Source organism: Chitinophaga niabensis, assembly GCF_900129465.1.
Classification (GTDB): domain Bacteria; phylum Bacteroidota; class Bacteroidia; order Chitinophagales; family Chitinophagaceae; genus Chitinophaga; species Chitinophaga niabensis.
On the sequence record NZ_FSRA01000001.1, the window covers coordinates 2,042,487 to 2,063,504 of the forward strand.

The following is a 21,018-nucleotide window of genomic DNA, read 5'->3' on the forward strand; positions in this document are numbered from 1 at the left end:
GGCTTGCAAAACTACTAAATTTTTAGGTAAAATTGGCCAAATTGTCACTTTTAACATCCTTTTAAGCAAAGGTTTATGTATCTATTCAAACAGGTAGCGGATCTGAGAGAGGCGCTGGAACACGAAAAAAAGGCAGGAAAACGGATCGGATTCGTTCCCACCATGGGAGCATTGCACCAGGGGCACATTTCCCTTATCAGGCAAGCTAAAGCATTGACAGACATAGTAGTTTGCAGCATTTTTGTAAATCCTACACAATTTAATGACCCCAAAGATTTCGAGAAATATCCCATCACCATTAAGGAAGATATCCTGAAATTAAATGATGCAGAAACAGATATATTATTTATACCATCCGTGGCAGAGATGTACCCGGAGGGTGTGAACGGCCTTCACCTGCATTACGACTTCGGCTATGTTGAAACCGTACTGGAAGGCGCTTTTCGTAAGAACCATTTCCAGGGCGTGGGAATGGTGGTGCATAAACTGCTGGACATTGTACAGCCCCATGATCTTTTCATGGGCCAAAAGGATTTTCAGCAATGCATGATTATCAAGCGTTTACTGGAGATAACCGGAATTCCGTCTACATTACACATATGCCCTACCCTGCGGGAAAACGATGGTTTGGCCATGAGCAGCCGGAATATGCGCCTCAGCCAGACAGAAAGGCAAACCGCCACGCAGATCAGCCGTACTTTAACCTATATGAAGGAGCAACTCCGGCAACTTCCCTTTGATGTTTTAAAGCAGAATGCGCGCAAACAGTTGCAAGATGCTGGTTTTCAGCCAGATTACGTAGAAATTGCAGATACAGATAACCTGCAGTTATTAGACAAACCCATTCACAAAGAGATGGTGATGCTCATCGCTGCCAAATTGGGTGAGGTCCGGCTGATCGATAATATGATCATCCCTTCAATGGCATCAATTCCCCTGTCATAACAAAATCATAAAAGCAGCCGCACTGGCTTCCTATTATATAAAATTCCTCTACCTTTGCGGACTACACAAGAAATATGTTGATCGAAATTCTGAAATCTAAGATTCACAGGGCGGTAATTACGGAAGCCAATCTGAACTACGTGGGCAGTATCACTATTGATGAAGATCTGATGGATGCAGCCAACCTGATAACTAATGAGAAAGTGCAGGTAGTAAACGTAAACAATGGCGAACGCCTGGAAACGTATGTCATTAAAGGCAAACGCGGCTCCGGCGTAATATGCATGAACGGCCCTGCGGCCCGCCTCGTACAGGTAGGCGATGTAGTGATCATTATATCCTACGCCACCATAGATTTCGAAGAAGCAAAAAAATTCACTCCTGTAGCCGTTTTCCCAAAGGAAGGCAATAAACTCTAAGAGAGGTTCGATATGGCCATGCCCAAAGCGCTTAAAAATGTACTGAAATTCTTTGTTTTTTTAAGCATTGGACTGCTCATGATCTGGCTTGCCCTGAAGGACATGACGCCTAAGGACTACCAGGATGTGAAGACCGCTTTCCTCAGCGGTAACTACTGGCTCATTATCCCCGCTTTCATCATCGGCATAGGCAGCCACCTTTCCCGCGCACTGCGCTGGCGCATACTCATAGAAACACAGGGGTTTAAACCCGGCGTACTGAATACCTTTTTTGCCGTGATGGTAGGTTACCTCGTGAATATGGGCGTGCCCCGCCTCGGCGAAATTGCCCGTTGCGGTGTACTCGCCAATTATGAAAAGATCCCGGCAGACAAGCTGATAGGTACCATGATCGCAGAAAGAGCGCTGGACCTATGCTGCCTCATGCTCGTATTCCTCATTTGCTTCCTCCTGCAGATAGATATTGTACTGGCCTTCCTGAATGCTGAAGTATGGCCTAACATGGCCAAAATGAACGGATCAAAGCTCCTCATTGTACTGGCCATAGCATTGGTGGCAATAGCCGTATTGATATTCCTCTTCAAACGTTTTGCCGCTTCCAGGGCCGCTATTAAATTGCGCGCATTGCTGAGGGGTGTACTGGAAGGCGTGCTTTCCATTGGTAAAATGGATAAAAAGAAACTGTTCTGGTTCATCATCCATACACTCTGCATCTGGGCACAATACCTGGCCATGCTGTATGTAGGTTTCCTTTGCCTCCCCGCTACCCGGGAACTGGGCTTTACCGCGGCACTCACCGTACTGGCGTTAGGCAGTATAGCCATGATCGTTAGCCCCGGCGGCATAGGCGTATATCCTTACCTTGTTCAGAAAACACTCCTCTTATATAATATAGCACTTCCCATCGGCTGGGCTTTCGGCTGGATCATCTGGGGAGCACAAACCCTGCTTATCTGCCTGCTGGGGCTTATGTCCTTTATCTGGCTGCCCATTCACAACAAAAAAGCGTAACTTAATAATAAGTTAACACCGGCTATACAGTCTGGCGATCAGTTTTTTATAACTTTTGCGGGCATTTAACTATATGCCCTTGCAATGCTTCGTAAAAACATGTGAATATGAGTATGGACTCTAATGCTGCTCCTGTACCGGTGAAAGAAAAAAAGATACCGGTGAAAAAAGTTACCAAGTTAAAGACCGTTTCCAAAAAGATAAAGACCATTGTAAGGGATATCAGCTGGCTTTCATTCAATGCCCGTGTATTACAGGAAGCAGCAGACACTACCGTTCCGCTCCTGGAAAGGATCCGCTTCCTGGGTATTTTCTCCAATAACCTGGATGAATTCTTCCGTGTAAGGGTAGCCACCTTAAAAAGAATGGGCGCAGTAGGCAAAACCGCCAAGATGCACCTGGAAGAAAATCCCGACCAGATCCTGGAAGAGATCCAGCGTACCGTACTCAGCCAGCAGCAGGAGTTTAACCGCATCTGGAAAGAGATAGAAGAAGCCCTCAGGAACGAAAGGATCTTCCTGCATACAGAAAAACAACTCAACAGGGAACAGCAGAAATATGTGCAGGATTACTTCAATGAAGAAGTACGCACCAATATCATTCCCCTGATGATAGAAAGTATCCCGCACATGCCTTACCTGCGGGATAAATCCATCTACCTGGCCATTGTACTGGCAAAAGAAGATAATTCCGTTCGCCAGAAGTTTGCGCTCATTGAAATACCGGCATCTGTTCTCCCCCGCTTCCTCATTCTCCCTTCCAAAGAAGGTGAGCATGACATTATGCTGCTGGAGGACGTGATCCGTTACAACCTGCCGCATATCTTCTCCTACTTCGGTTATAATAAGTTCTCTTCCTACATCATCAAAGTGACCAGGGATGCAGAACTGGATATAGACAACGATATTGCTACCAGCATCATTCACCAGATAGAAAAAGGGCTCAAGGCCCGCAGGAAAGGCAAACCCGTACGCTTCATCTACGATCAGCAGATAGATCCCCTCCTGCTGGAATTCCTGATGCGCAGGATGGGGCTTTCCAAAAAAGACAATCTTATTCCCGGTGGCAGGATCCATAACTTCAAAGACTTTATGGATTTCCCCGCAAAGGTGTTCACACGGGAACGCATGCACCGCAAAACCTTTATCCATCCACTGTTCCAGAATGCGCCCAGCGTAATGCAGGTGATTGCTCAAAGTGATGTGATGCTGCACTTCCCCTATCATTCCTTTGATACCATCATCGATCTGCTGCGGGAAGCAGCCATGGACCCGAATGTAACCACCATCAAAATAACCGCCTACCGCCTCGCTAAAAACAGTAAGATCATCAACGCCCTTATCAATGCCGTACGCAATGGCAAACAAGTGTCTGTTGTGCTGGAACTCCGCGCCAGGTTCGACGAAGAGGCTAACTTAAAATGGAAGGAAAGACTGGAAGAAGAAGGTGTGAAGGTATTGTTTGGCGTACCCGGCATGAAAGTACATGCCAAGCTATGCGTGATCAAAAAACGCATTGCCAATAAAACAGTGCAGTATGGTTTTGTGAGTACCGGCAACCTCAATGAAAAAACAGCCAAATTATACGGCGATCATTGCCTGCTCACCACCAACCGGAACGTGATGGCAGACATCAACCGCATCTTCACTTTCCTGGAGAACAGGAGCCATGATGAAAAGATCCTGCATGCCTGTAAAACCCTGATAGTGAGCCCGCATAATATGCGCAAGTTCTTTGTGCGGATGATAGAACGTGAGATACGCAATGCACAGCGCAAAAAGAAAGCTTCCATCATTCTCAAAATGAATTCATTATCAGATGAGGAACTGATCTCAAAATTGTACGATGCCGCCAAAGCAGGTGTAACCGTACAGCTGATCATCAGGGGCATCTGCTGTGCCTTCACAGAGAATAAAAAATGGAAGAAAGATATGGAGGCCATCAGTATCGTGGATGAATACCTGGAACATGCCAGGGTATTCATTTTCCACAACAACGGCCATGAGCGGGTATTCCTCGCCTCATCCGACTGGATGGTGCGCAACCTGGACCACCGCGTGGAAGCTGCAGTGTCCATCGAAAATAATTCCATCAAAAAAGAATTAATAGAGATCCTGAACATCCAGCTAAACAGCAATGTGAAAGTGCGCGTGCTGGACAATGAGCAGCAAAATGCCTATAAACACACCACTGGCCGCAAGATGCGGGCACAGGTGGAAATATTCAAATACCTCCACGAAAAAACATACCTTTGACGCATTCCACAAAACAAAGAAAGGGATGTAGCACATGAAGCTGGCAGCTATAGACATCGGTTCCAACGCCGCACGTTTGTTAATATCAGAAGCATCTCCCAAAGCAAACGGCGAGATGGATTTCACCAAAGTAAACCTGGTGCGCGTGCCGCTGCGTTTAGGCATAGACGTTTTTGCTACCGGCACCATCTCCGTGAAGCGGGCAGACAGCCTTGTGAATACCATCAAAGCCTATAAACTGCTGCTGGACGTATACGAAGTAAAATACCTGAAAGCTGCCGCCACCTCCGCCATGCGCGATGCCACCAACGGCCTGCAGATCCTGGAGAGGGTGAAACGGGAAACAGGGATGGACATCCGCGTGATCACCGGCCAGGAAGAAGCCTCTTATATATATGAGAACCATGTGGCAGAAAACATGGATAAAACCAAAAGTTATCTCTATATAGATGTAGGCGGCGGCAGTACAGAACTCACTTTATTCAGCGGCAACCGCCTGGTATTCAAAGAATCCTTCAACATCGGCACCATCCGCCTGCTACAGAACAAAGTAACGGAGCAGCACTGGCAGCAAATGAAGGATTTCCTGAAAACACAGCTCCGCGGGAATAACCAGGTGATTGCCATCGGTTCCGGTGGTAACATCAACAAGATATTCTCCCTTTCCAAACGGAAAGAAGGCAAACCCCTTTCTTTAGACCTGCTCAAAGACTATTATAAAGAATTCAGCAGCTTTTCCGTGGAAGAACGCATCCATCTCTACAATCTCCGGGAAGACCGCGCAGACGTGATCGTACCTGCTTTGCAGATCTATGTGAACGTAATGCGCTGGACAGATATCATGGAAATATTCGTACCCAAGATCGGTCTCGCCGATGGTTTGGTACGTTCGCTCTACAATGAGATACATCAGCTAAAAATGCAATAAGCTCCCGCTCTTCAAAAAATAGTGCACAAATCCGATTAATATTGCAACTTTGTGCATTCTAATACCATAACGCAATGTCTGCTGCAAGTAAAGAGATCAAGCGCATCACCACACACATCCTGCAAAAAATGAAAATGGACGGAGAGCGTATTTCCATGCTCACCGCTTACGATTTTTCTATGGCAGGGATCCTGGATGATGCAGGAATAGACATATTACTGGTAGGAGATTCCGCCTCCAATGTAATGGCTGGTCACGAAACCACGCTGCCTATTACGCTGGACCAGATGATCTACCACGCCGCATCCGTAGTAAGGGCCATCAAACGCAGTTTTGTAGTGGTAGACCTTCCCTTCGGTTCCTACCAGGGCAACTCCAAAGAAGCCCTGATATCCACCATCCGCATCATGAAGGAAACCGGTGCGCATGGCGTAAAGATAGAAGGTGGCGAAGAAGTGATAGAATCCGTGAAAAGGATCATCAGCTCAGGTGTTCCGGTAATGGGGCACTTAGGCTTAACGCCACAGTCCATTTACAAATTTGGCACCTACGCCGTACGTGCCACGGACGATACAGAAGCCCAGAAACTGCTCAAAGATGCCAAACTGCTGCAGGAAGCAGGTGCATTTGCCATTGTACTGGAAAAGATCCCTGCCCTGCTGGCCAAACAGGTGGCAGAGGAACTGACCATTCCCGTGATCGGCATCGGCGCCGGTAAATATGTGGATGGCCAGGTGCTGGTGATGCACGATATGCTGGGCATCAACAAAGAGTTCAAGCCCCGTTTCCTGCGCCGCTACCTGAACCTTTATGATGATATCTTCAAAGCTACCCAGCAATATATCCACGATATCAAAAGCCGGGACTTTCCTAACGATCAGGAACAATACTAAGGCTGCAAAACAGGAGTTTTAACATCTTTTAAAGGGCTAAAACTCCTGTTTTTCTTATATTCGCTGTTGTGAACACATTGTTGAACATACAGCTATCACTCCTCTCCTTTCTGCGCAGCACCTGCTCGCATGTGCCCTGAGTGCCTGCTATTTACCCCTTTTTCCGCAGGACCCATATTCAAATCTAAACTTATACAAATGACAACACTGGAAACAGTCTTAAATGGCCTTATGAGCCGTTATAAGGAGCGCGTGCCCGATGTGGGTGCCATTATCAACGCCATGATAAAAGAGGGCGTTATAAGCCACGCAAATGACATTGAGAACGATCATATTGCCTTCCGCACCCTGGGTGTGGAACATTTAGGCATTCAATCCCTCGAAAAGATCTTCCTCCATTACGGTTATACCAAAATGGAATACTATAACTTCCCCGAAAAGAAACTGGATGCTTACTGGTATGCTCCCCCGTCCGAGCAATATCCCCGCATCTTCATCTCTGAGCTGCGTGTAAAAGAGCTAAGCCCTGAAGCGCAACAGATCATCAAAAGCTACACCAACGAAGTAAAGCAGGACCCGGTGAACAACCTGGACCTCGATAACGGTGCAGCCGTAGATACTTTCCTGCACAGCGCCCTCTGGCATACGCCTACTCTGCAGGATTATAAAACCCTTGCTGCCGAAAGCGAATATGCAGCCTGGGTGATCTACAACCGTTATTACCTGAACCACTTCACCGTGAGTGTACATAACCTCAAAGCAGGCTATAACACCGTTGCGGACTTTAATATCTTTTTAGAACGAAATGGTTTTCACCTCAATGATTCCGGCGGGAAGATCAAAACCAGTCCGGATAAAGGCCTGCTCCAAAGCTCCACCGTTGCCCGCATGATAGAAGCCACTTTTGCGAATGAGGAAAAACATGCTATCGCAGGCTCTTATGTAGAGTTTGCCGAACGCCGCGTGTTACCTCAATTTGCGCATTTACCGGCTGCAGAGATCAAACGCAAACATCGCAGAGAGGGCTTTGAAGCGAATAATGCGGATAAGATCTTTGAGAGTACTTATTCTACGCAGACGGGGAAAGTGTAAAATTACGCGGATGAGTTGTCCGGCACAAATGAACCCGCCGCTTTTGCCGGATTATGCCGGGAAAAAGTTTTCCCTGCTGCGGCATAGTGCGTTCATAGTGTATTGGTAGTGCGTTCTAATAGCGCTGGTAGTGTATTGATAGTGTATTCTAATAGCGCTGGTAGTGTATTGATAGTACGGTGAATATACGGATGCTAAGCCCGCGAGAAGCATATGAGAAGCAGTAATACAGTATTGGAAGATATTAAAAAAATCCCCCGGGTAATATTGCCTCGGGGGATTTTTAATTGTTATTGTGCTTCGATGATCAATCCATTGATATACGAATAGATGCCATGAATATTTGAATCTGCGTTCGCTTATGTAAATTAATCTATCAACTCTAATAAATTCTTCTCAACAGCTGGCAATCTCTCTTCTATTCAAAGCACGATTAGTATATGGAACAATAAATTCAAGAAAACTTTACAACCTATGGACTAATCCCCCCAAGCATTCCATGAACGCTAATTGATTCTACTATTTCCTCTATTGTAGGATTCGTTGAAAAATGTCCTTCTAATTCTTCTGTTTGCTCATTATCATCAACTATTATTTTTTCAACTTCCCACGAAGAAATATTATAAACCAGCATAATCATTACGCCGATATTATACAAAGAACCATTCCAAACCAGTCTATCTTTTCCATCACGTCCACTCTTTGTCAAAGGCTCAAACCCTGTAAATCCTAATGCGTGTAAATAATTTTTATTTATCATCATTCCTTTTTGAAAATTTCGTCAACTGATATATAGTTGCCATTACTATCGCCTTTACTGATGGCAAATATATTCCTCGTGGAATTAGATACCTTATTGTATCTGATAGTATGGAATAATGATCAGTACTTCTATCCAAATACCACCTCCATCCCATCAATATCTAGGACTTCAATAGGGCTATTACGCAAACTGATAAAACGTCAATTCCGGATAATGTTTGGCGATTGGGTCAGCGCTCAGGAATTTCCTGATTTGCTGATCATATACCCGCAACCTATAATTCAGCTGCGTCCCTTTATCTTATTATCATTTTCCTTCCCGTTAAACCCATAACTGTAAGAACCTCCCTCTAAAACATAAATCTATTTTGTAATTGTTACTTTGCTTGATATGACTGATAAGATGAATGCGGTTGCGCAACCAAACCCAAAAATGAAAGTCGGCCTATCGAATATCAAATAAAACAAAACGACAACACCAATCATAACCATACTGGTAGAGGCAATTGTCAACTTGATATATTTACAAACAAGGAATGTGATAGACAAAATAAATGTAAACAACAGAAAACCTACTATTAGCAATACAAGCGAGTTTCCGCTAATGTACTCTCGTTTAACAAAAATGAAAATTAGAATCCAAAAAAAACTTAATAACACATAACGTAAGAAGATTCGAGAAGCCTTCATCATTTACTAAAGTTAAATTGTGTACCAATATGCGTGTTTAATCCTAAGATCACTTAGGCACAAGTCAGCTCTCACACATAGCCAGCGCACAAGACTTGCGCCAGCTAGGGCGATTATCTCTTCACATTCAAAAAACTCTGTTCAACAAATGTCCCAACTCTTCTTTTTTCGACTTCTGAAAGTGATTTCATTCTAAAATCCTTAGACTTCAAACTCTCAAAAAAATCATTATTCAAATCCACAAAATCATTTTTCCTTAAAAAATGTTAGGCGTCTCAAACTTCAATCTATCACCCACTTGAAGCCTATCATGCTAGCGACCACATCGAGCTGAACTGTCATTATTTTACTTCTATCATAGATCGTAAATAATGCCCTACCTTGTGCATCGAAATCACCCAACCCATGCTTCCCGCTATCTATTGTCTGTCACCTTAACATTCTCAAAAGGTGGTTCCCAACAATCAATTGAACTTAAACATGCATAAAATGCAGTCATTGTTAGCTCGACTTTAATCTTTAAAATACGATGATCATATTCTACTAAAATACATGATCGCCCTACCTGCGGAAAAAATAACTTATAAGGAAACAAAGAACATAACATCTTTGGGGTATTTATCCATAATGTTTGGAGTTCTAACATCTATGCCTGAAGGAATAAAAAAGGGGGGTGAAAATAAAGCAAAGGACCTTACTTTATTTCACCCCCTCAATTTTATTAAAATTTCTACTGGTAAACCACCCGCACAATCCTGTTTGCCTGCCGGTAATCAAACTGAGAGAAAGTACCCACCATCAGCAAAGCATTCTGCCCGGTCATAGGCAGCACTTTCATTACCTGCCCTAAACCCGCATTTCCGCTGAAAGTGATCCCCCCATTGGTATTGTAAGTTTTATGCACTGCACCAGTCGGCGTAAGCACCACAAAGTTACTGCGTGTGATCCCCGCAAATTTGCGGAAGCTGCCGGACACAATGATATTGCCACCAGGTATCAGTCCCAGCCTGTTCACATATCCATCAGCCCCATCTCCTGCATTAAAGGTGGGATCCAGTGAGCCATCTGCATTGAGCCGTACGATACCGCCCGTAGTTACCCCATTGAACTTTTTAAAGTTACCCGCGCAAAGGATCTTGCCGTCCGGTTGTACTAAAAAGTCGTTAATGGCCTGGTCTGGTCCTGCGCCGGCGTTGAAGCTCGCATCCAGCGTTCCGTCTGTATTCAGCCGCGCAATACGCCCAACACTCTGACCTGCATAGGTGGTGAAGTTACCAGCTATGAGCAGCTTATCATCCGCAAGTAAATAAGAGCTGGTGATACCTCCGTTCACGGTTACTTTGCCCTGGTGATTCACCAGGTCGTAGTGATAAGAGGAATCCAGTGTACCATCCGCGTGCAGGCGGGCAATATTCTGTACCATGGTAGAATCTAAGTGCAAAGAATCTAAGCCCAGCTCTACAGTGGTGAGGTTATAATTAGGCTTCACATAGTAGCGGTAGTTGCCGATAGCCAGGATCTTTTTATCACGCTGCACATGCAGTCCGTTCAACGTACCCCGGAAACCGCCTTCCAGCTCAGAAGCCGGAGTAACGGCGCCCGATGGACGAATCACAGAACGTTGTGAAACGCCTCCGTTCGCATTCACTTTTGCAATGCTGTACACATGGCTCACCTGGTCGTAGCCGGAGAAGTATCCGCCTACCAGGTATTGCAATTCTTCAGACAGGTACACAATAGGATTGAGCGTACCGGAAGGGCCCGTATTGGTGCCATAAGCGAAAGTACGGTCCAGCGTACCATCTGCATTAATGCGCGCAAGCCTGTTCACACCTCCTGCGATGGCAGAGTTGTCATATTCATTAAATTCACCGGTTATCATGTATTTGTTATTGGGCACCGGGATAACATTGTAAATACCGGCATTACCACCCCTTACACCGGGGAAGATGGTATCCATCTGAAAAGGACCGAATATGGGAAAATAAGGCCCGAAATAGAACTCCTGCCCTATCTGTGCGGACACGGAACCACTGCTGCCCAGTTCAGGCACCGTTACCGTGATGGTAGTATCCGTTACTTTTACAATAGGCGCCGCAGTACCATTGAACAGTACTTTCAGGTTATCTTTCACCGCCAGGAAACCTTTCCCTTTCAGCACCACTTCATCTCCTACCTTACCCCTGGCCGGTGAAATGGCCTGTTCCTCCGCAAAATTGATAGCAGGCAATACGGGATCACCATACGGGCCTTTCCCGTCGCTGTTCACCGTTTCCTTGGTACAGGCTGCCAGCGTAATGCCAAGCAGCAGACATGCGTATATTACTGTTTTCATCATGTACATTTTACTTTAAGTAATCGCCCGCAATACGGGTAAATTCACCACGGCGGAAACCAAATTGGTGGGATATGCTCAGCGCATGTATCACGCCGTTCTTCGGCTGGATGTCTGAGGACACTACTCTTACCTTAGGATTATTCCTGAAGTTGGTAGGATCAAAAGTAACATCCGTCACCATCAGGATGCGCGGACCTACTGCTTCCACACCGTTATAGCTGGTATATTCCAGGCCGATGTTCAGGATATATCCGTCCAGCATAATGTAGTTGATGCCGGGAAAGGCGGTGATGTTTTCCGTGCTCACGCGGGGAAAGCTGCCTGCCACACGTTTACCTTTCATAATGTACATGCTCAGGAACTTGCGCCATACTTCCGGCCCAAGGTCGGAGATCTTAACGGAGTCCTTCATAGTGAAGTAGCGCTCTGCGTTGAGGTCGTTCATCGCTACGCGTATTACGTCGTCTGTCGGCGCAAAAAAAGTGATGGTATCGGAGGTCATCATGTCTTTCAAACCCGCCAGATCAATGATCTGTTTGATGGTATCGAAATACAGTTTTTTCTCCGTGAGGTAATCGTATATGGTGCCGTTATAATGAGGATTGGCCAGCCCGCCATCTGCATAGTAATCCTTTTTGCAAGCCTGTGTAAGCGTTACAATACAGGTGAGTACCAGCGTCCATCTGAATATCTTTTTCATACAATGCATTTTAAAGTTTACTGTACCCAATAAGCGGTTTGAACAAGAAGAGGATTTGTACGGATGGCACCAACAGGGATAGGCCATGTCCATGCGCGACGGTTGAACTGATCCTGTGTAAGGTAGTTCTCGCATTCGTTTATATCCATTACCCTGCCTGTCCTCACCAGGTCAATCCAGCGTTGTCCTTCACCCATCAGCTCTTTGGTCCTTTCCATGAAGATGGCGTCCTTCAGGTCCTTTCCGCCGGTGCCGGTATATTCTTCTGCCTGTGCACGGCGCCTGATCTCATTCAGCAGGCCCATTGCTTCTCCGTCCTTTCCACCTAATTCCGCCAGTGCTTCTGCCTGCAGCAACAATACGCCGGCATAACGGAAGTAGAGTATGTTGAAGTCGAAGCTGCGGGTACCAGGATCTGCAATAGCCGAGTACTTCAGGAACATGGAAGATTGAGGATTAAGTGTTGAATATGGGTCCTCGAACCATAACGTAAAGCGGGCATCTGATTTGCCGGGAGGGTACAGCTTATCGATAAACTCCTTTTTAATGGTGATCTCGCTGGCAAGGCCACCGTACAGAGTGGTACTCGTTGCCAGTATAGGCTGATGCAATACCCACTGCGCCATGAAGCCACCGTAAGAGTTGCCATAGTTAGCGTCCATACTAAGTTCCCAGATCCCTTCTTCGGAGCGGCCTTTGAACATATCCTTGAAAATTTCAGGCGCGTAAGGCATGAGGCGGTATTGGCGCAGGTCTGTTACAGCCTGGCATTCGTCCGCGCATTTTTTCCACCACTCGTTTGCACGTGTTTTGTCGAAACCCGCTTTCCATGCATACATATGCGCCATCAGCGCATGTGCCGCTCCTTTGGTGGCACGTACTGCGCGGAAGGTAGGATCAGCGTATGCTTCGGGCAGATCTTTCGCTGCCAGCTGCAGGTCAAGGATGCAGGTATCCAGGATATTCAGCATATTGCTGCGTGCTTTCAGCTTCGTATCGTATGGATCGAATTGCAAAGGTACATCGCCATAATAAGTAACCAGCAGGTAATAGGTGAAGCAACGAATGAAACGTGCCTCTCCCATGTACCTCGCTTTCTGATCGCTGGATATGGTTGCATCACTCATTTCTGGTATTTTGGCCAGGCACAGGTTGGCCATGGCAATAGCCTGGTAGAATTCCTTCCAGCCGTCACGCAGTGCACCCAGGCCATCCTGGAGGCTCAGGTCTGCACTTTGCATCTGGTTGGTAGAAAGCGCTATGAAGTTCCGCTTGGCCCAGAAGTTCCAGTTACCGGGCCTGAAATCAGAACTTACGTAGATAGCGGCATTGCCCATGCGTGAACGCAGCAGGCTGTAGGCGGCCGTTACGCCCATTTCCGCATCTTTATCGCTCTTCCAGAAATCCGCACCGGTAAACCTGTCGCTCGGTTCTACTTCCAGGAACTTTTTGCAGCCGGACAAACAGGTGCCCGCAACTACGATGCATGCCAGTAATATGTTAACCCACTGTTTCATTTCAATGTTTGTCTTTTAGTTTAAAATTCTGCGGAAAGGCCTATTGTAAAGCTTCTTCCTGCAGGATACCCATTAATGTCATCCCTTCCCAGCTGGCTCACCGTCTCGGGGTTGGGACCGGAGTATTTAGACAATACAGCCACGTTATACAATGTGCTATACGTACGCAACGTGCGCAGCCCCGCCCTCTTCATGAATCCGAAGTTGCGGAAATTGTAGTTGAGCGTGATCTGGTTGATCTTGAAATAAGAACCGTCTTCCATGAACATCGTCTGGTCCATCCTGAATGGCTGGATCTGTGCGTTGCGATAGGTATAGTATACGTTAGGATACTGCGCAGCCAGGTCTCCCTCTCCTTTCCAGTAATTCACCCGGTCCAGATCATAGATATTCACTGTGCCGCCAATACCGCCGCTATAGTTGATATTATTAGGCTGTGTGAGACGGATCAGGCGCGATGCCATGGCATTGTTGAGGATATCACGCTTGAGAGTGAAGGAGCAGAAAACGTTCAGCGAAAAATTCTTATAGCTGAAGGTATTTGAAAGACCACCTACAGCACGCGGTTCCGGATTACCGAGGATCATATTATCCTCAGCATCGTCCAGCATATAATCGCCGTTCACGTCAACCCAGATAGGATCTCCTGCAGTAAAATACTGAGGCGAGTTTCCTTTACCATTCCTGTAGCGCACACCACGAACAGGGTCTACCGGTACATCTTTAGTGTTTTGATAAATGCCTGTGGTCTTATACAGGAAGTTGGCAATAGGGCTATGACCTACTTTACGGGCAAGGTCCTGGTAGTAAGGCGCACCATCGCTGTAACGGTAAGACTCCAGTCCTTCAGGTAATGCTACCAGCGTATTTTTCCCTATAGAACCATTAGCGGTCAGCGTCCATTGGAAGCCATCTGCTTTGGAGGCCACAATGGGGCGTAATGTAATAGCCAGCTCATGCCCGTAATTCACAATAGCGGCGCCATTCTTTTGTATGCTGGAGTAACCGGTCACATCCGTAAGCGGCATCTCCAGCACCATGTTATAGGTACGTTTGTAATAAGTGTCGTAGGTAAAGGTGATACGGCCTTTCAGGAAGCTCATGTCCAGCCCCACATCGTACTGCCTTGATTTTTCAGACTGCAGGTATGGGTTAGGCATCAGCCTGAATTCAGGACCGATAGCGGTTTGGTTATTGTAATCCGCATGCACCTGGTAAATACCCAGGGAATTCACTTGGTTCGCAATAGGACGGCTGTTGATACCGTAGCTGCCGCGCAGTGATCCGTAATCGATAAATTGCAGGTTCTCAAAGAAGGTTTCCTTTCCAAAGTTCCAGCGAACACCCATAGCAGGGTTCACAGAATATCGGCTGGAAAGGCCGGAGCTGGAGTTACCGTCTGCACGGTAAGAGAGGTCCAGCACATACTTTGTTTTATAGTTGTACGAAATAAAACCGGCATAAGAAAGCGCATGATACAGGCGGCTCACCGGCGTACCATTGGTATTGATGTTACCTGCATCGTTCCAGGGGTTACCGGGGTAAAAGCGCGGAGAGTAGCCACGGGGACCCCAATAGTAATCACTCGGTCCGTTACGCATTTCACGCACATGCTGTTCGTTCTCGCTAATGTTGGCTTCTGTGAAAAAGCTCACCAATACGTTATGCCCTTTCTCCGTATTCTCTTTGTTACTATTGAAATTATAAGCAAGGCCATTGCGGGTGTTTAACTCTCCCCTCCGCCCAACAAAGCCATACAAAAGCGTTTGGTTGTTGTTGGAGAACCCTCTGTTGAAACGGTCCCTTGTATCCGTATAATAATCATAAGAAGTGGTGGTAGTGAGGCGCAATCCGGGGAACAGCTCATAGTCCACGTTCAGGTAACTGCGGATATTCACCGTGTTGTTATCATCCACGTTTTCCAGGTATGCCCTCAGTTCCGGGAATTCAAAAAAGTGAGAAGGACCGGGTAAAAGAGAGGAAGAGAAGGCATTGCCCGCACCGTTGCCTGTAAGACCGCCACCGTTACCACGCTGCTTTTGCCCATACGCGGCAAACAACTGGCCACTCATGCGCAACCGTGTATTGGGTTGTATATTCAACTGCATGTTGAGGCTGTATTTATTGAACCCGGTATTTTTAATAACACCCTGGTTCATCTGGTAAGCCAGGTTAGCCTTATAGTTCATCTTGGCATTACCGCCGCTGATCTGCAGGTTGTTATTAGTATTAACAGTCGTTTGATAAAAAAGCCCCTGCCAGTCTGTACTGTTATTATAAAAACCATTGAGACTGTCTGATATGAACTGCGCCTCGTCAAGTATCCTGCGCGCTTCGCGTTCACTCTGGCTGTAACCGAGGATGGCGGAAATACGGTAATCTCTTTCCTTTGAACCACCCCAAACGGCACGTAATTGCGGTGGCATGTTGACGAACACACTGTTGTTGCTGCTGATGATAGGAACAGCAGAATTACCACGCTTGGTAGTGATCACAATAACGCCATTGGCACCACGCGAACCATACAGGGAAGCAGCCTGCGCGTCCTTGAACACCTCAATGGACTCAATATCTTCCGGTGGTATCAGGGACAGCGGGCCTGTAGCAGCACCAGGCTGTAACATGCTCTGGTCTATGCCCCCGTCATAATCAACCGGCACATTGTCTATCACCAGCAATGGGTTAGAGCTGGCCAGGAAAGCCTGGTCGCCGCTACCCGATATATTCAGCTGGGAAATACCACGGATGGCAATTGTGCCCCCAAAACCGGGTGCGCCGGTAATGTTCTGGATGTTCATACCAGCTACCTTACCCTGCAACAGTTGCTCCAGGTTTGATACCGGTACGTTCTGCAGGTCCTTACCGCTGATATGGCTGGAAGCACCTGTCATCGTTTCCTTTGTACGTGCCTGGTATCCTACTATCACCGTTTCTTTCAATCCTTTTTCAGATACCGCCAGCTGCAGGTTGATCTCCGCTTTGGTAACCTTTACCGATTTATCTTCATAACCTATAAAGCGGAACAGCAGCGTTTTTCCTTCTTCAATGGAAATCGTGTAAAAACCTGCGTTGTCTGTTACCGCTATGGCTTTTTTAGCCGTCATATCCACAATGCTCACGCCGGGTATACCAGTGTGTGAGGCTGCATCTGTTACTCTTCCCTTTACCGTGATCTTTTGCTGTGCATACGCTGTACTGCAGGCAAAAAGTACCAGGGCTATAAAGAGCTTTATTACTTTATGCATAGTTTGCTGATTTAAAAGTTGCGTGTTAATCATCACTGAATTTTGGATTGATCATGTAACGGAACACTATCGTCCATTCACCCGGCTCATGAATACTGAACTTCATCCCTATCCTTCCCGTTGACCGGTAACCATAGGAAACCCTGCTGAAAGTAAAGCTGTATTCAGCCAGCTCATCTCCTGCAAATGATTCCGCGAGCACAGGGAAAGGGTTAGTAATGTCGTAGGTAACGGCGGAACTGTCTTTAGGTATCTGCCTGTTGAAGCCGAACTTAATATTACGGTCCGTCATTTTGCTGAAGTAATAAAGACTGTCCCAGCGCTGTATGTTAAAGGTGGAAATGGGAATGGGCAAACTATCCTTATCTACAAACTTGAATGTTAGCTTATTGGCGGCGGTCCCTGTTTTCACAAAGTACACCTGCACATTTTCTGCTTTGATCTCTACGCCTTTCGGGTCCCTGTGGCCAGACATAATAGTGGGGCGGATAATACCGCCGGCATTGTCTGCTTTACGAATACCGGTGAGGTCGTCATATTCATAAGGCTCGTAGGGCCTGGGGCGGCGGAGGTCTAACATAAGACCGGGGAACAGGCGCTCTCCTGCTCCGTTCTTTACCAGTACATCAAAAAAGTATTTGCCGTACTTTACTTTATTGGAGTCTGTGGGCCATACCACCAGCTGTCCGTTCTGCTTATTCAGGTCCAGGATAGGGCGGCGCACAACAGTGCGCTTGGCTTCAATTTCCGCGATGGATGTTTCTGTACCTGTATAATATTCTTTCCATTGCCGGGTATCTACTTCTTCCAGTAATACGGGAACAGGTTTGCCTTCCTGCCGCGTAGATTGCAGCGCGAATTGCAGCGGCTGCGTGGAATAGTCCGCATTGAAGATATCCACAAACACGTTCATACGCCCGAGATTGGCAACAAACGTTTCTTTCTTGAAGTTCATATCCTTACTCATGTAGTCTTTCTCTACCGGCAGGGTATCCTTATAACACCCCGTCAGCAAAGCCACACTACAACAGGCAAGAAGGTATATTTTAATGCTGTTCATTTTCATAATTTTATTATTTCGCAACAAAGATCACTTTGGAGATGTTGAAGCCTACGGCATCTGTTACTACTTTCAACTGATGTTCTCCCGCTGTGAGCGTTACATCTCTCCTGGGCAGGTCTGTATAAGTAGCGTATGCCCCCGTTCTTGGTACGGTCAGTACAGTGGTCACATTCACACCATCAATTTCAGCATGCACTTTACCTGTGGTATTCGGAGAAGCTACGCGGAATATGATATCATACTTACCTGATTTTTGTATGTTCACGGTATAGGAAGTATATTCTCCTACTGCAAGGCTCCCTATATTAAATCCGCCCTCACCCGGGTTCAGCTCTGTATCAGGGCCTTCAAATGCGCGCATGGTATGTTTGGCGTTACCTGTGTTCTGTACAGTCGCATCTTTGTAACCAATACCTTCGCCTCCCCAGTCAAACTCTACGATGGGAATAGTGCCCGGTATTTGTAAAGGCGTACCATTGAAAGGTTTGCGGAACTTTGGTACAAAGCCGAGGCGGCACATGTTATGGCCTGCAGCATCTACCACATAGTTTACCACATGTTCTCCTGCCGTGAGCTGAACATCTTTTCCCTGCACCGTTACCCAGTTCTGGTAACCTGTACCTTTCGGAATGTTCATGAGGCCGGTTACATTCACACCATCCACTTCCATATGCATGATGCAGTTGGCGTTCGGCGTAGCCACGCGTGAGTAGCTGGCATAAAGGCCGGTATATTCTACTTTCACGGTATACTTCATCCACTCGCCGGGAAAGGTATAGCCGATGTTGTAAGGGCCTTCTGTGCAAACATCTGTATCCACGCCTTCTTCAAAACGGAACTTACCGTTACCCCTGTTAGCTGGCTCAAAGTCGTGATAAGCCACGCCTTCTCCTCCACGGTCATAATAGGCGATATCTATGCTGCCTGTGCCCGGGATAAGGGCAGGAATGCCCCAGTAGGGAGTAAGCTGTGAGGGATAGGCCATTCCCAGGAAAGAAGAAAAGCCGAATACGTGTTTGGGCTCCAGCATATGTACAATACCATTCGTTGTTTTGATATTGGCAGATTCAGTAAGCGTGGATACCCAGAATTTAATGAGCCGGGAGTTGTTCTTATCGCTGTACTGGATAACCATGGAACCACCGTTGCTGATGCCGGATGCGGTAGTACTGATAGCCTTGGCACTCATTTCATATTCATAGGCATTCATCAGGTCCACGCCATCTCCCTTACGCAGAGAATCCAGGGTGTAAGTGCCCGAGATCAGGTAACGGTTCAGCAGGGTATCCCATACGCCTGTGCGCACACTGTCCACCGTCCAGTTCGGTGCATCGCCGCGTTTTTTGCGGATGAAGTTGAGGTTTTCCATCGCAGAAGAAATGCTGAAATCCTGCGGTGCAAAAAAAGTATTGGTGCTTGTTTTCAGCTTTTCTGAAATACCGGTCTTATCCAGCAGGTAGATCAGGGTATCATACAGGCCGGTTTGGTTAGCCTGCTTAATGAAATCGTAACTGCTCATTTTTACTTCACGCACAGGTTCCATGTTACGATATTCATTATTCTTCCGGCAGCCGGCAGCCATCACCAGCAGGGCGGCGGCGGCAAGTATATGTGTAGAGGAAATTATTCGTTTCATAGTTGTAGAGATTATTTCCAGAATGAATATTGCGTAAGTTGAGGATTGAGGCCGATGGTGTTTTTAGACATGGGCCAGTATGCCCCGCCGTTCTGAACATCTGCATTTGAAAGACGGCTGTAAGCAGGCACCTTACCATAACTCATCAGGTCAAACCAGCGCCATCCTTCACCGATCAGCTCGCGGCGGCGTTCTTCCAGTATAAGATCAAGCACCTGCTCTTTTGTTGCGGTAGCAGGCACCTCTTCAATATACCTTCTGACACGCAATAGGTTCAGCTCTGTACGGGCAGCAGCTACGTTGTTGGTACGTGCATAACATTCCGCGCGCAGCAGCAACATTTCTTCATACCGGAAGATCACAATAGCTGCATTGAAAAACTTTAAGGTAGGATTACGTACCGCTCCATCCAGCATACGCAGCTTGTAGAACATCGGTTGCATGCTGGACATATCTGTAAAGAAAATGGAAGCGCGCACATCTGATGAATTACTGTAAATATTGAGGATACTGTCCTTGGTTACAAAGATCTCCGCTTCTGCTTTCGGTACATCCGGGTAACGGAGCGTCCAGTATTCGAGCTGGCCGGTAGTGGATATTTCAGCATGGTCTATGTTAAAGTCCAGTTGAAAAATGTTCCAGTTGGTGCGGCCGCGGAAAGTAGAGCCGGAAGTACCGCTGGGAGCAACTATCTGATCGTTGTTCGTAACATACTCATAAGAGTTGCGCGCTTTGTTATCCAGGATAGTGTTGATGTGCTGCAACGCAGTAGCATAATCTTTTTTCCATGCGGCGATATGTGCCATCAGGTTGTAACAGGCACCACGGGTAGCAAGGATACTTTGCCAGTGGGACCCACCCTGCCCGCGGTAGTTGCCCTGCTGCTCAGGGTTAGTACCATCAAATTTCCATGGCAGGTCTTTAGCCGCAGCCGTTGCTTCATTCATGGCAAAATCCAGTACTTTATTCCAGTCTTCCCGGGTACTGGCCGTAAACTCTCCTTTGAATGGCTCTTTTATCAGGGGTACATCTCCCCAGACACGCACAATGTAGAAGTAAGTGAAAGCACGTATGAAACGTACCTGTGCTACATCCAGCTTCATTTCAGAGCGGGCGTAACGGTTATCCAGGTCCGGAATGCCTGGCAGTTTGCTGAGGGCAAGGTTACATTGTGCAATTACCGCGTAGAAACGGCGCCAGTCGCGCCATGCATCCATGGCGGGATAGTTGGAAGTGAGCTGATTGGAGCGCAGCGCCTGGAGGTCGCCACGTTTGGTAACGGTAAAATCTCCGCCACGCATATCTCCATACGCCCAGTAAGCATTTTCATTTGCCATCGCCGCGCGTAACAGGCTATAGGTGGCAAAGCTGCCTGCCCAGGCATCGTTCTTGGACTTCCACATGTTCTCTTCCGTTACCGCACGGGTTGAGTCCACATCCAGCATCTTTTTACAGGAAAGCCATCCGGTTGCCATCAGGCACATCAGGCTGCCTATCCATATATATCGCATAAGGTCAGTTTTA

15 protein-coding genes are annotated in these 21,018 nt (G+C 46.8%); 7 read left to right on the forward strand and 8 right to left on the reverse strand.

Annotated elements, in window-relative coordinates:
* Nucleotides 1–75: 75 nt before the first annotated feature.
* The 7 genes from panC to BUR42_RS07905 all read left to right on the forward strand — a co-directional run bounded on the left by panC (nucleotide 76) and on the right by BUR42_RS07905 (nucleotide 7,543).
* On the forward strand, nucleotides 76–945 hold the full coding sequence (gene panC / locus BUR42_RS07875; protein WP_074238708.1) for a pantoate--beta-alanine ligase: 870 nt from the start codon (nucleotides 76–78) through the stop codon (nucleotides 943–945).
* Between the two features lie 74 nt (nucleotides 946–1,019).
* On the forward strand, nucleotides 1,020–1,364 hold the full coding sequence (panD, locus tag BUR42_RS07880; protein WP_074238709.1) for an aspartate 1-decarboxylase: 345 nt from the start codon (nucleotides 1,020–1,022) through the stop codon (nucleotides 1,362–1,364).
* A 12-nt stretch (nucleotides 1,365–1,376) separates the two neighbouring features.
* Nucleotides 1,377–2,375 carry a lysylphosphatidylglycerol synthase transmembrane domain-containing protein gene (locus tag BUR42_RS07885; RefSeq protein ID WP_084185450.1) on the forward strand — a complete coding sequence of 333 codons (999 nt, stop codon included), beginning with the start codon at nucleotides 1,377–1,379 and terminating at the stop codon, nucleotides 2,373–2,375.
* A gap of 107 nt (nucleotides 2,376–2,482) precedes the next feature.
* The gene (ppk1, locus tag BUR42_RS07890) at nucleotides 2,483–4,630 is read left to right on the forward strand and encodes a polyphosphate kinase 1 (protein ID WP_234979624.1); all 2,148 of its coding nucleotides are present in this window, start codon (nucleotides 2,483–2,485) and stop codon (nucleotides 4,628–4,630) included.
* A 34-nt stretch (nucleotides 4,631–4,664) separates the two neighbouring features.
* Entirely contained in the window at nucleotides 4,665–5,558 is an 894-nt protein-coding gene (locus BUR42_RS07895; protein ID WP_074238710.1) for a Ppx/GppA phosphatase family protein, read from the forward strand.
* A gap of 74 nt (nucleotides 5,559–5,632) precedes the next feature.
* Nucleotides 5,633–6,451: a 3-methyl-2-oxobutanoate hydroxymethyltransferase gene (gene panB, locus BUR42_RS07900; RefSeq protein ID WP_074238711.1), complete on the forward strand. Its 819-nt coding sequence runs from the start codon at nucleotides 5,633–5,635 to the stop codon at nucleotides 6,449–6,451.
* A 198-nt stretch (nucleotides 6,452–6,649) separates the two neighbouring features.
* Nucleotides 6,650–7,543: a DUF1338 domain-containing protein gene (locus BUR42_RS07905; protein WP_074238712.1), complete on the forward strand. Its 894-nt coding sequence runs from the start codon at nucleotides 6,650–6,652 to the stop codon at nucleotides 7,541–7,543.
* Nucleotides 7,544–8,015: 472 nt separating this feature from the next.
* On the opposite strand, the gene BUR42_RS07910 is transcribed toward BUR42_RS07905, so the two are convergent.
* The 8 genes from BUR42_RS07910 to BUR42_RS07950 all read right to left on the reverse strand — a co-directional run bounded on the left by BUR42_RS07910 (nucleotide 8,016) and on the right by BUR42_RS07950 (nucleotide 21,005).
* The gene (locus tag BUR42_RS07910; RefSeq protein WP_074238713.1) at nucleotides 8,016–8,306 is read right to left on the reverse strand and encodes a hypothetical protein; all 291 of its coding nucleotides are present in this window, start codon (nucleotides 8,304–8,306) and stop codon (nucleotides 8,016–8,018) included.
* A 1,419-nt stretch (nucleotides 8,307–9,725) separates the two neighbouring features.
* Nucleotides 9,726–11,330 (reverse strand): IPT/TIG domain-containing protein, encoded by a 1,605-nt coding sequence (locus BUR42_RS07920; protein ID WP_159442237.1) that lies wholly within the window; start codon nucleotides 11,328–11,330, stop codon nucleotides 9,726–9,728.
* A gap of 10 nt (nucleotides 11,331–11,340) precedes the next feature.
* Complete coding sequence (locus BUR42_RS07925; protein ID WP_074238716.1) at nucleotides 11,341–12,033, reverse strand: fasciclin domain-containing protein; 693 nt, start codon at nucleotides 12,031–12,033, stop codon at nucleotides 11,341–11,343.
* A gap of 17 nt (nucleotides 12,034–12,050) precedes the next feature.
* Complete coding sequence (locus BUR42_RS07930; RefSeq protein WP_074238717.1) at nucleotides 12,051–13,550, reverse strand: RagB/SusD family nutrient uptake outer membrane protein; 1,500 nt, start codon at nucleotides 13,548–13,550, stop codon at nucleotides 12,051–12,053.
* A 20-nt stretch (nucleotides 13,551–13,570) separates the two neighbouring features.
* Nucleotides 13,571–16,795: a SusC/RagA family TonB-linked outer membrane protein gene (locus BUR42_RS07935; RefSeq protein ID WP_074240492.1), complete on the reverse strand. Its 3,225-nt coding sequence runs from the start codon at nucleotides 16,793–16,795 to the stop codon at nucleotides 13,571–13,573.
* A gap of 25 nt (nucleotides 16,796–16,820) precedes the next feature.
* The gene (locus tag BUR42_RS07940) at nucleotides 16,821–17,855 is read right to left on the reverse strand and encodes a DUF5007 domain-containing protein (protein ID WP_159442238.1); all 1,035 of its coding nucleotides are present in this window, start codon (nucleotides 17,853–17,855) and stop codon (nucleotides 16,821–16,823) included.
* Nucleotides 17,856–17,868: 13 nt separating this feature from the next.
* Nucleotides 17,869–19,494 carry a carbohydrate-binding protein gene (locus BUR42_RS07945; protein WP_074238719.1) on the reverse strand — a complete coding sequence of 542 codons (1,626 nt, stop codon included), beginning with the start codon at nucleotides 19,492–19,494 and terminating at the stop codon, nucleotides 17,869–17,871.
* Between the two features lie 11 nt (nucleotides 19,495–19,505).
* A complete protein-coding gene (locus BUR42_RS07950; RefSeq protein WP_084185453.1) occupies nucleotides 19,506–21,005 on the reverse strand; it encodes a RagB/SusD family nutrient uptake outer membrane protein in 1,500 nt (499 codons plus the stop codon).
* Between the last annotated feature and the right edge of the window lie 13 nt (nucleotides 21,006–21,018).

Coding starts and splice junctions, on each gene's coding strand:
- BUR42_RS07945 (WP_074238719.1), bottom strand. CDS start 19,494: ATGAAACGAATAATTTCCTCTACACATATACTTGCCGCCGCCGCCCTG.
- BUR42_RS07930 (WP_074238717.1), bottom strand. CDS start 13,550: ATGAAACAGTGGGTTAACATATTACTGGCATGCATCGTAGTTGCGGGC.
- BUR42_RS07950 (WP_084185453.1), bottom strand. CDS start 21,005: ATGCGATATATATGGATAGGCAGCCTGATGTGCCTGATGGCAACCGGA.
- BUR42_RS07885 (WP_084185450.1), top strand. CDS start 1,377: ATGGCCATGCCCAAAGCGCTTAAAAATGTACTGAAATTCTTTGTTTTT.
- BUR42_RS07940 (WP_159442238.1), bottom strand. CDS start 17,855: ATGAACAGCATTAAAATATACCTTCTTGCCTGTTGTAGTGTGGCTTTG.
- BUR42_RS07905 (WP_074238712.1), top strand. CDS start 6,650: ATGACAACACTGGAAACAGTCTTAAATGGCCTTATGAGCCGTTATAAG.
- panD (WP_074238709.1), top strand. CDS start 1,020: ATGTTGATCGAAATTCTGAAATCTAAGATTCACAGGGCGGTAATTACG.
- panC (WP_074238708.1), top strand. CDS start 76: ATGTATCTATTCAAACAGGTAGCGGATCTGAGAGAGGCGCTGGAACAC.
- ppk1 (WP_234979624.1), top strand. CDS start 2,483: ATGAGTATGGACTCTAATGCTGCTCCTGTACCGGTGAAAGAAAAAAAG.
- BUR42_RS07925 (WP_074238716.1), bottom strand. CDS start 12,033: ATGAAAAAGATATTCAGATGGACGCTGGTACTCACCTGTATTGTAACG.
- BUR42_RS07910 (WP_074238713.1), bottom strand. CDS start 8,306: ATGATGATAAATAAAAATTATTTACACGCATTAGGATTTACAGGGTTT.
- BUR42_RS07935 (WP_074240492.1), bottom strand. CDS start 16,795: ATGCATAAAGTAATAAAGCTCTTTATAGCCCTGGTACTTTTTGCCTGC.
- BUR42_RS07895 (WP_074238710.1), top strand. CDS start 4,665: ATGAAGCTGGCAGCTATAGACATCGGTTCCAACGCCGCACGTTTGTTA.
- panB (WP_074238711.1), top strand. CDS start 5,633: ATGTCTGCTGCAAGTAAAGAGATCAAGCGCATCACCACACACATCCTG.
- BUR42_RS07920 (WP_159442237.1), bottom strand. CDS start 11,330: ATGAAAACAGTAATATACGCATGTCTGCTGCTTGGCATTACGCTGGCA.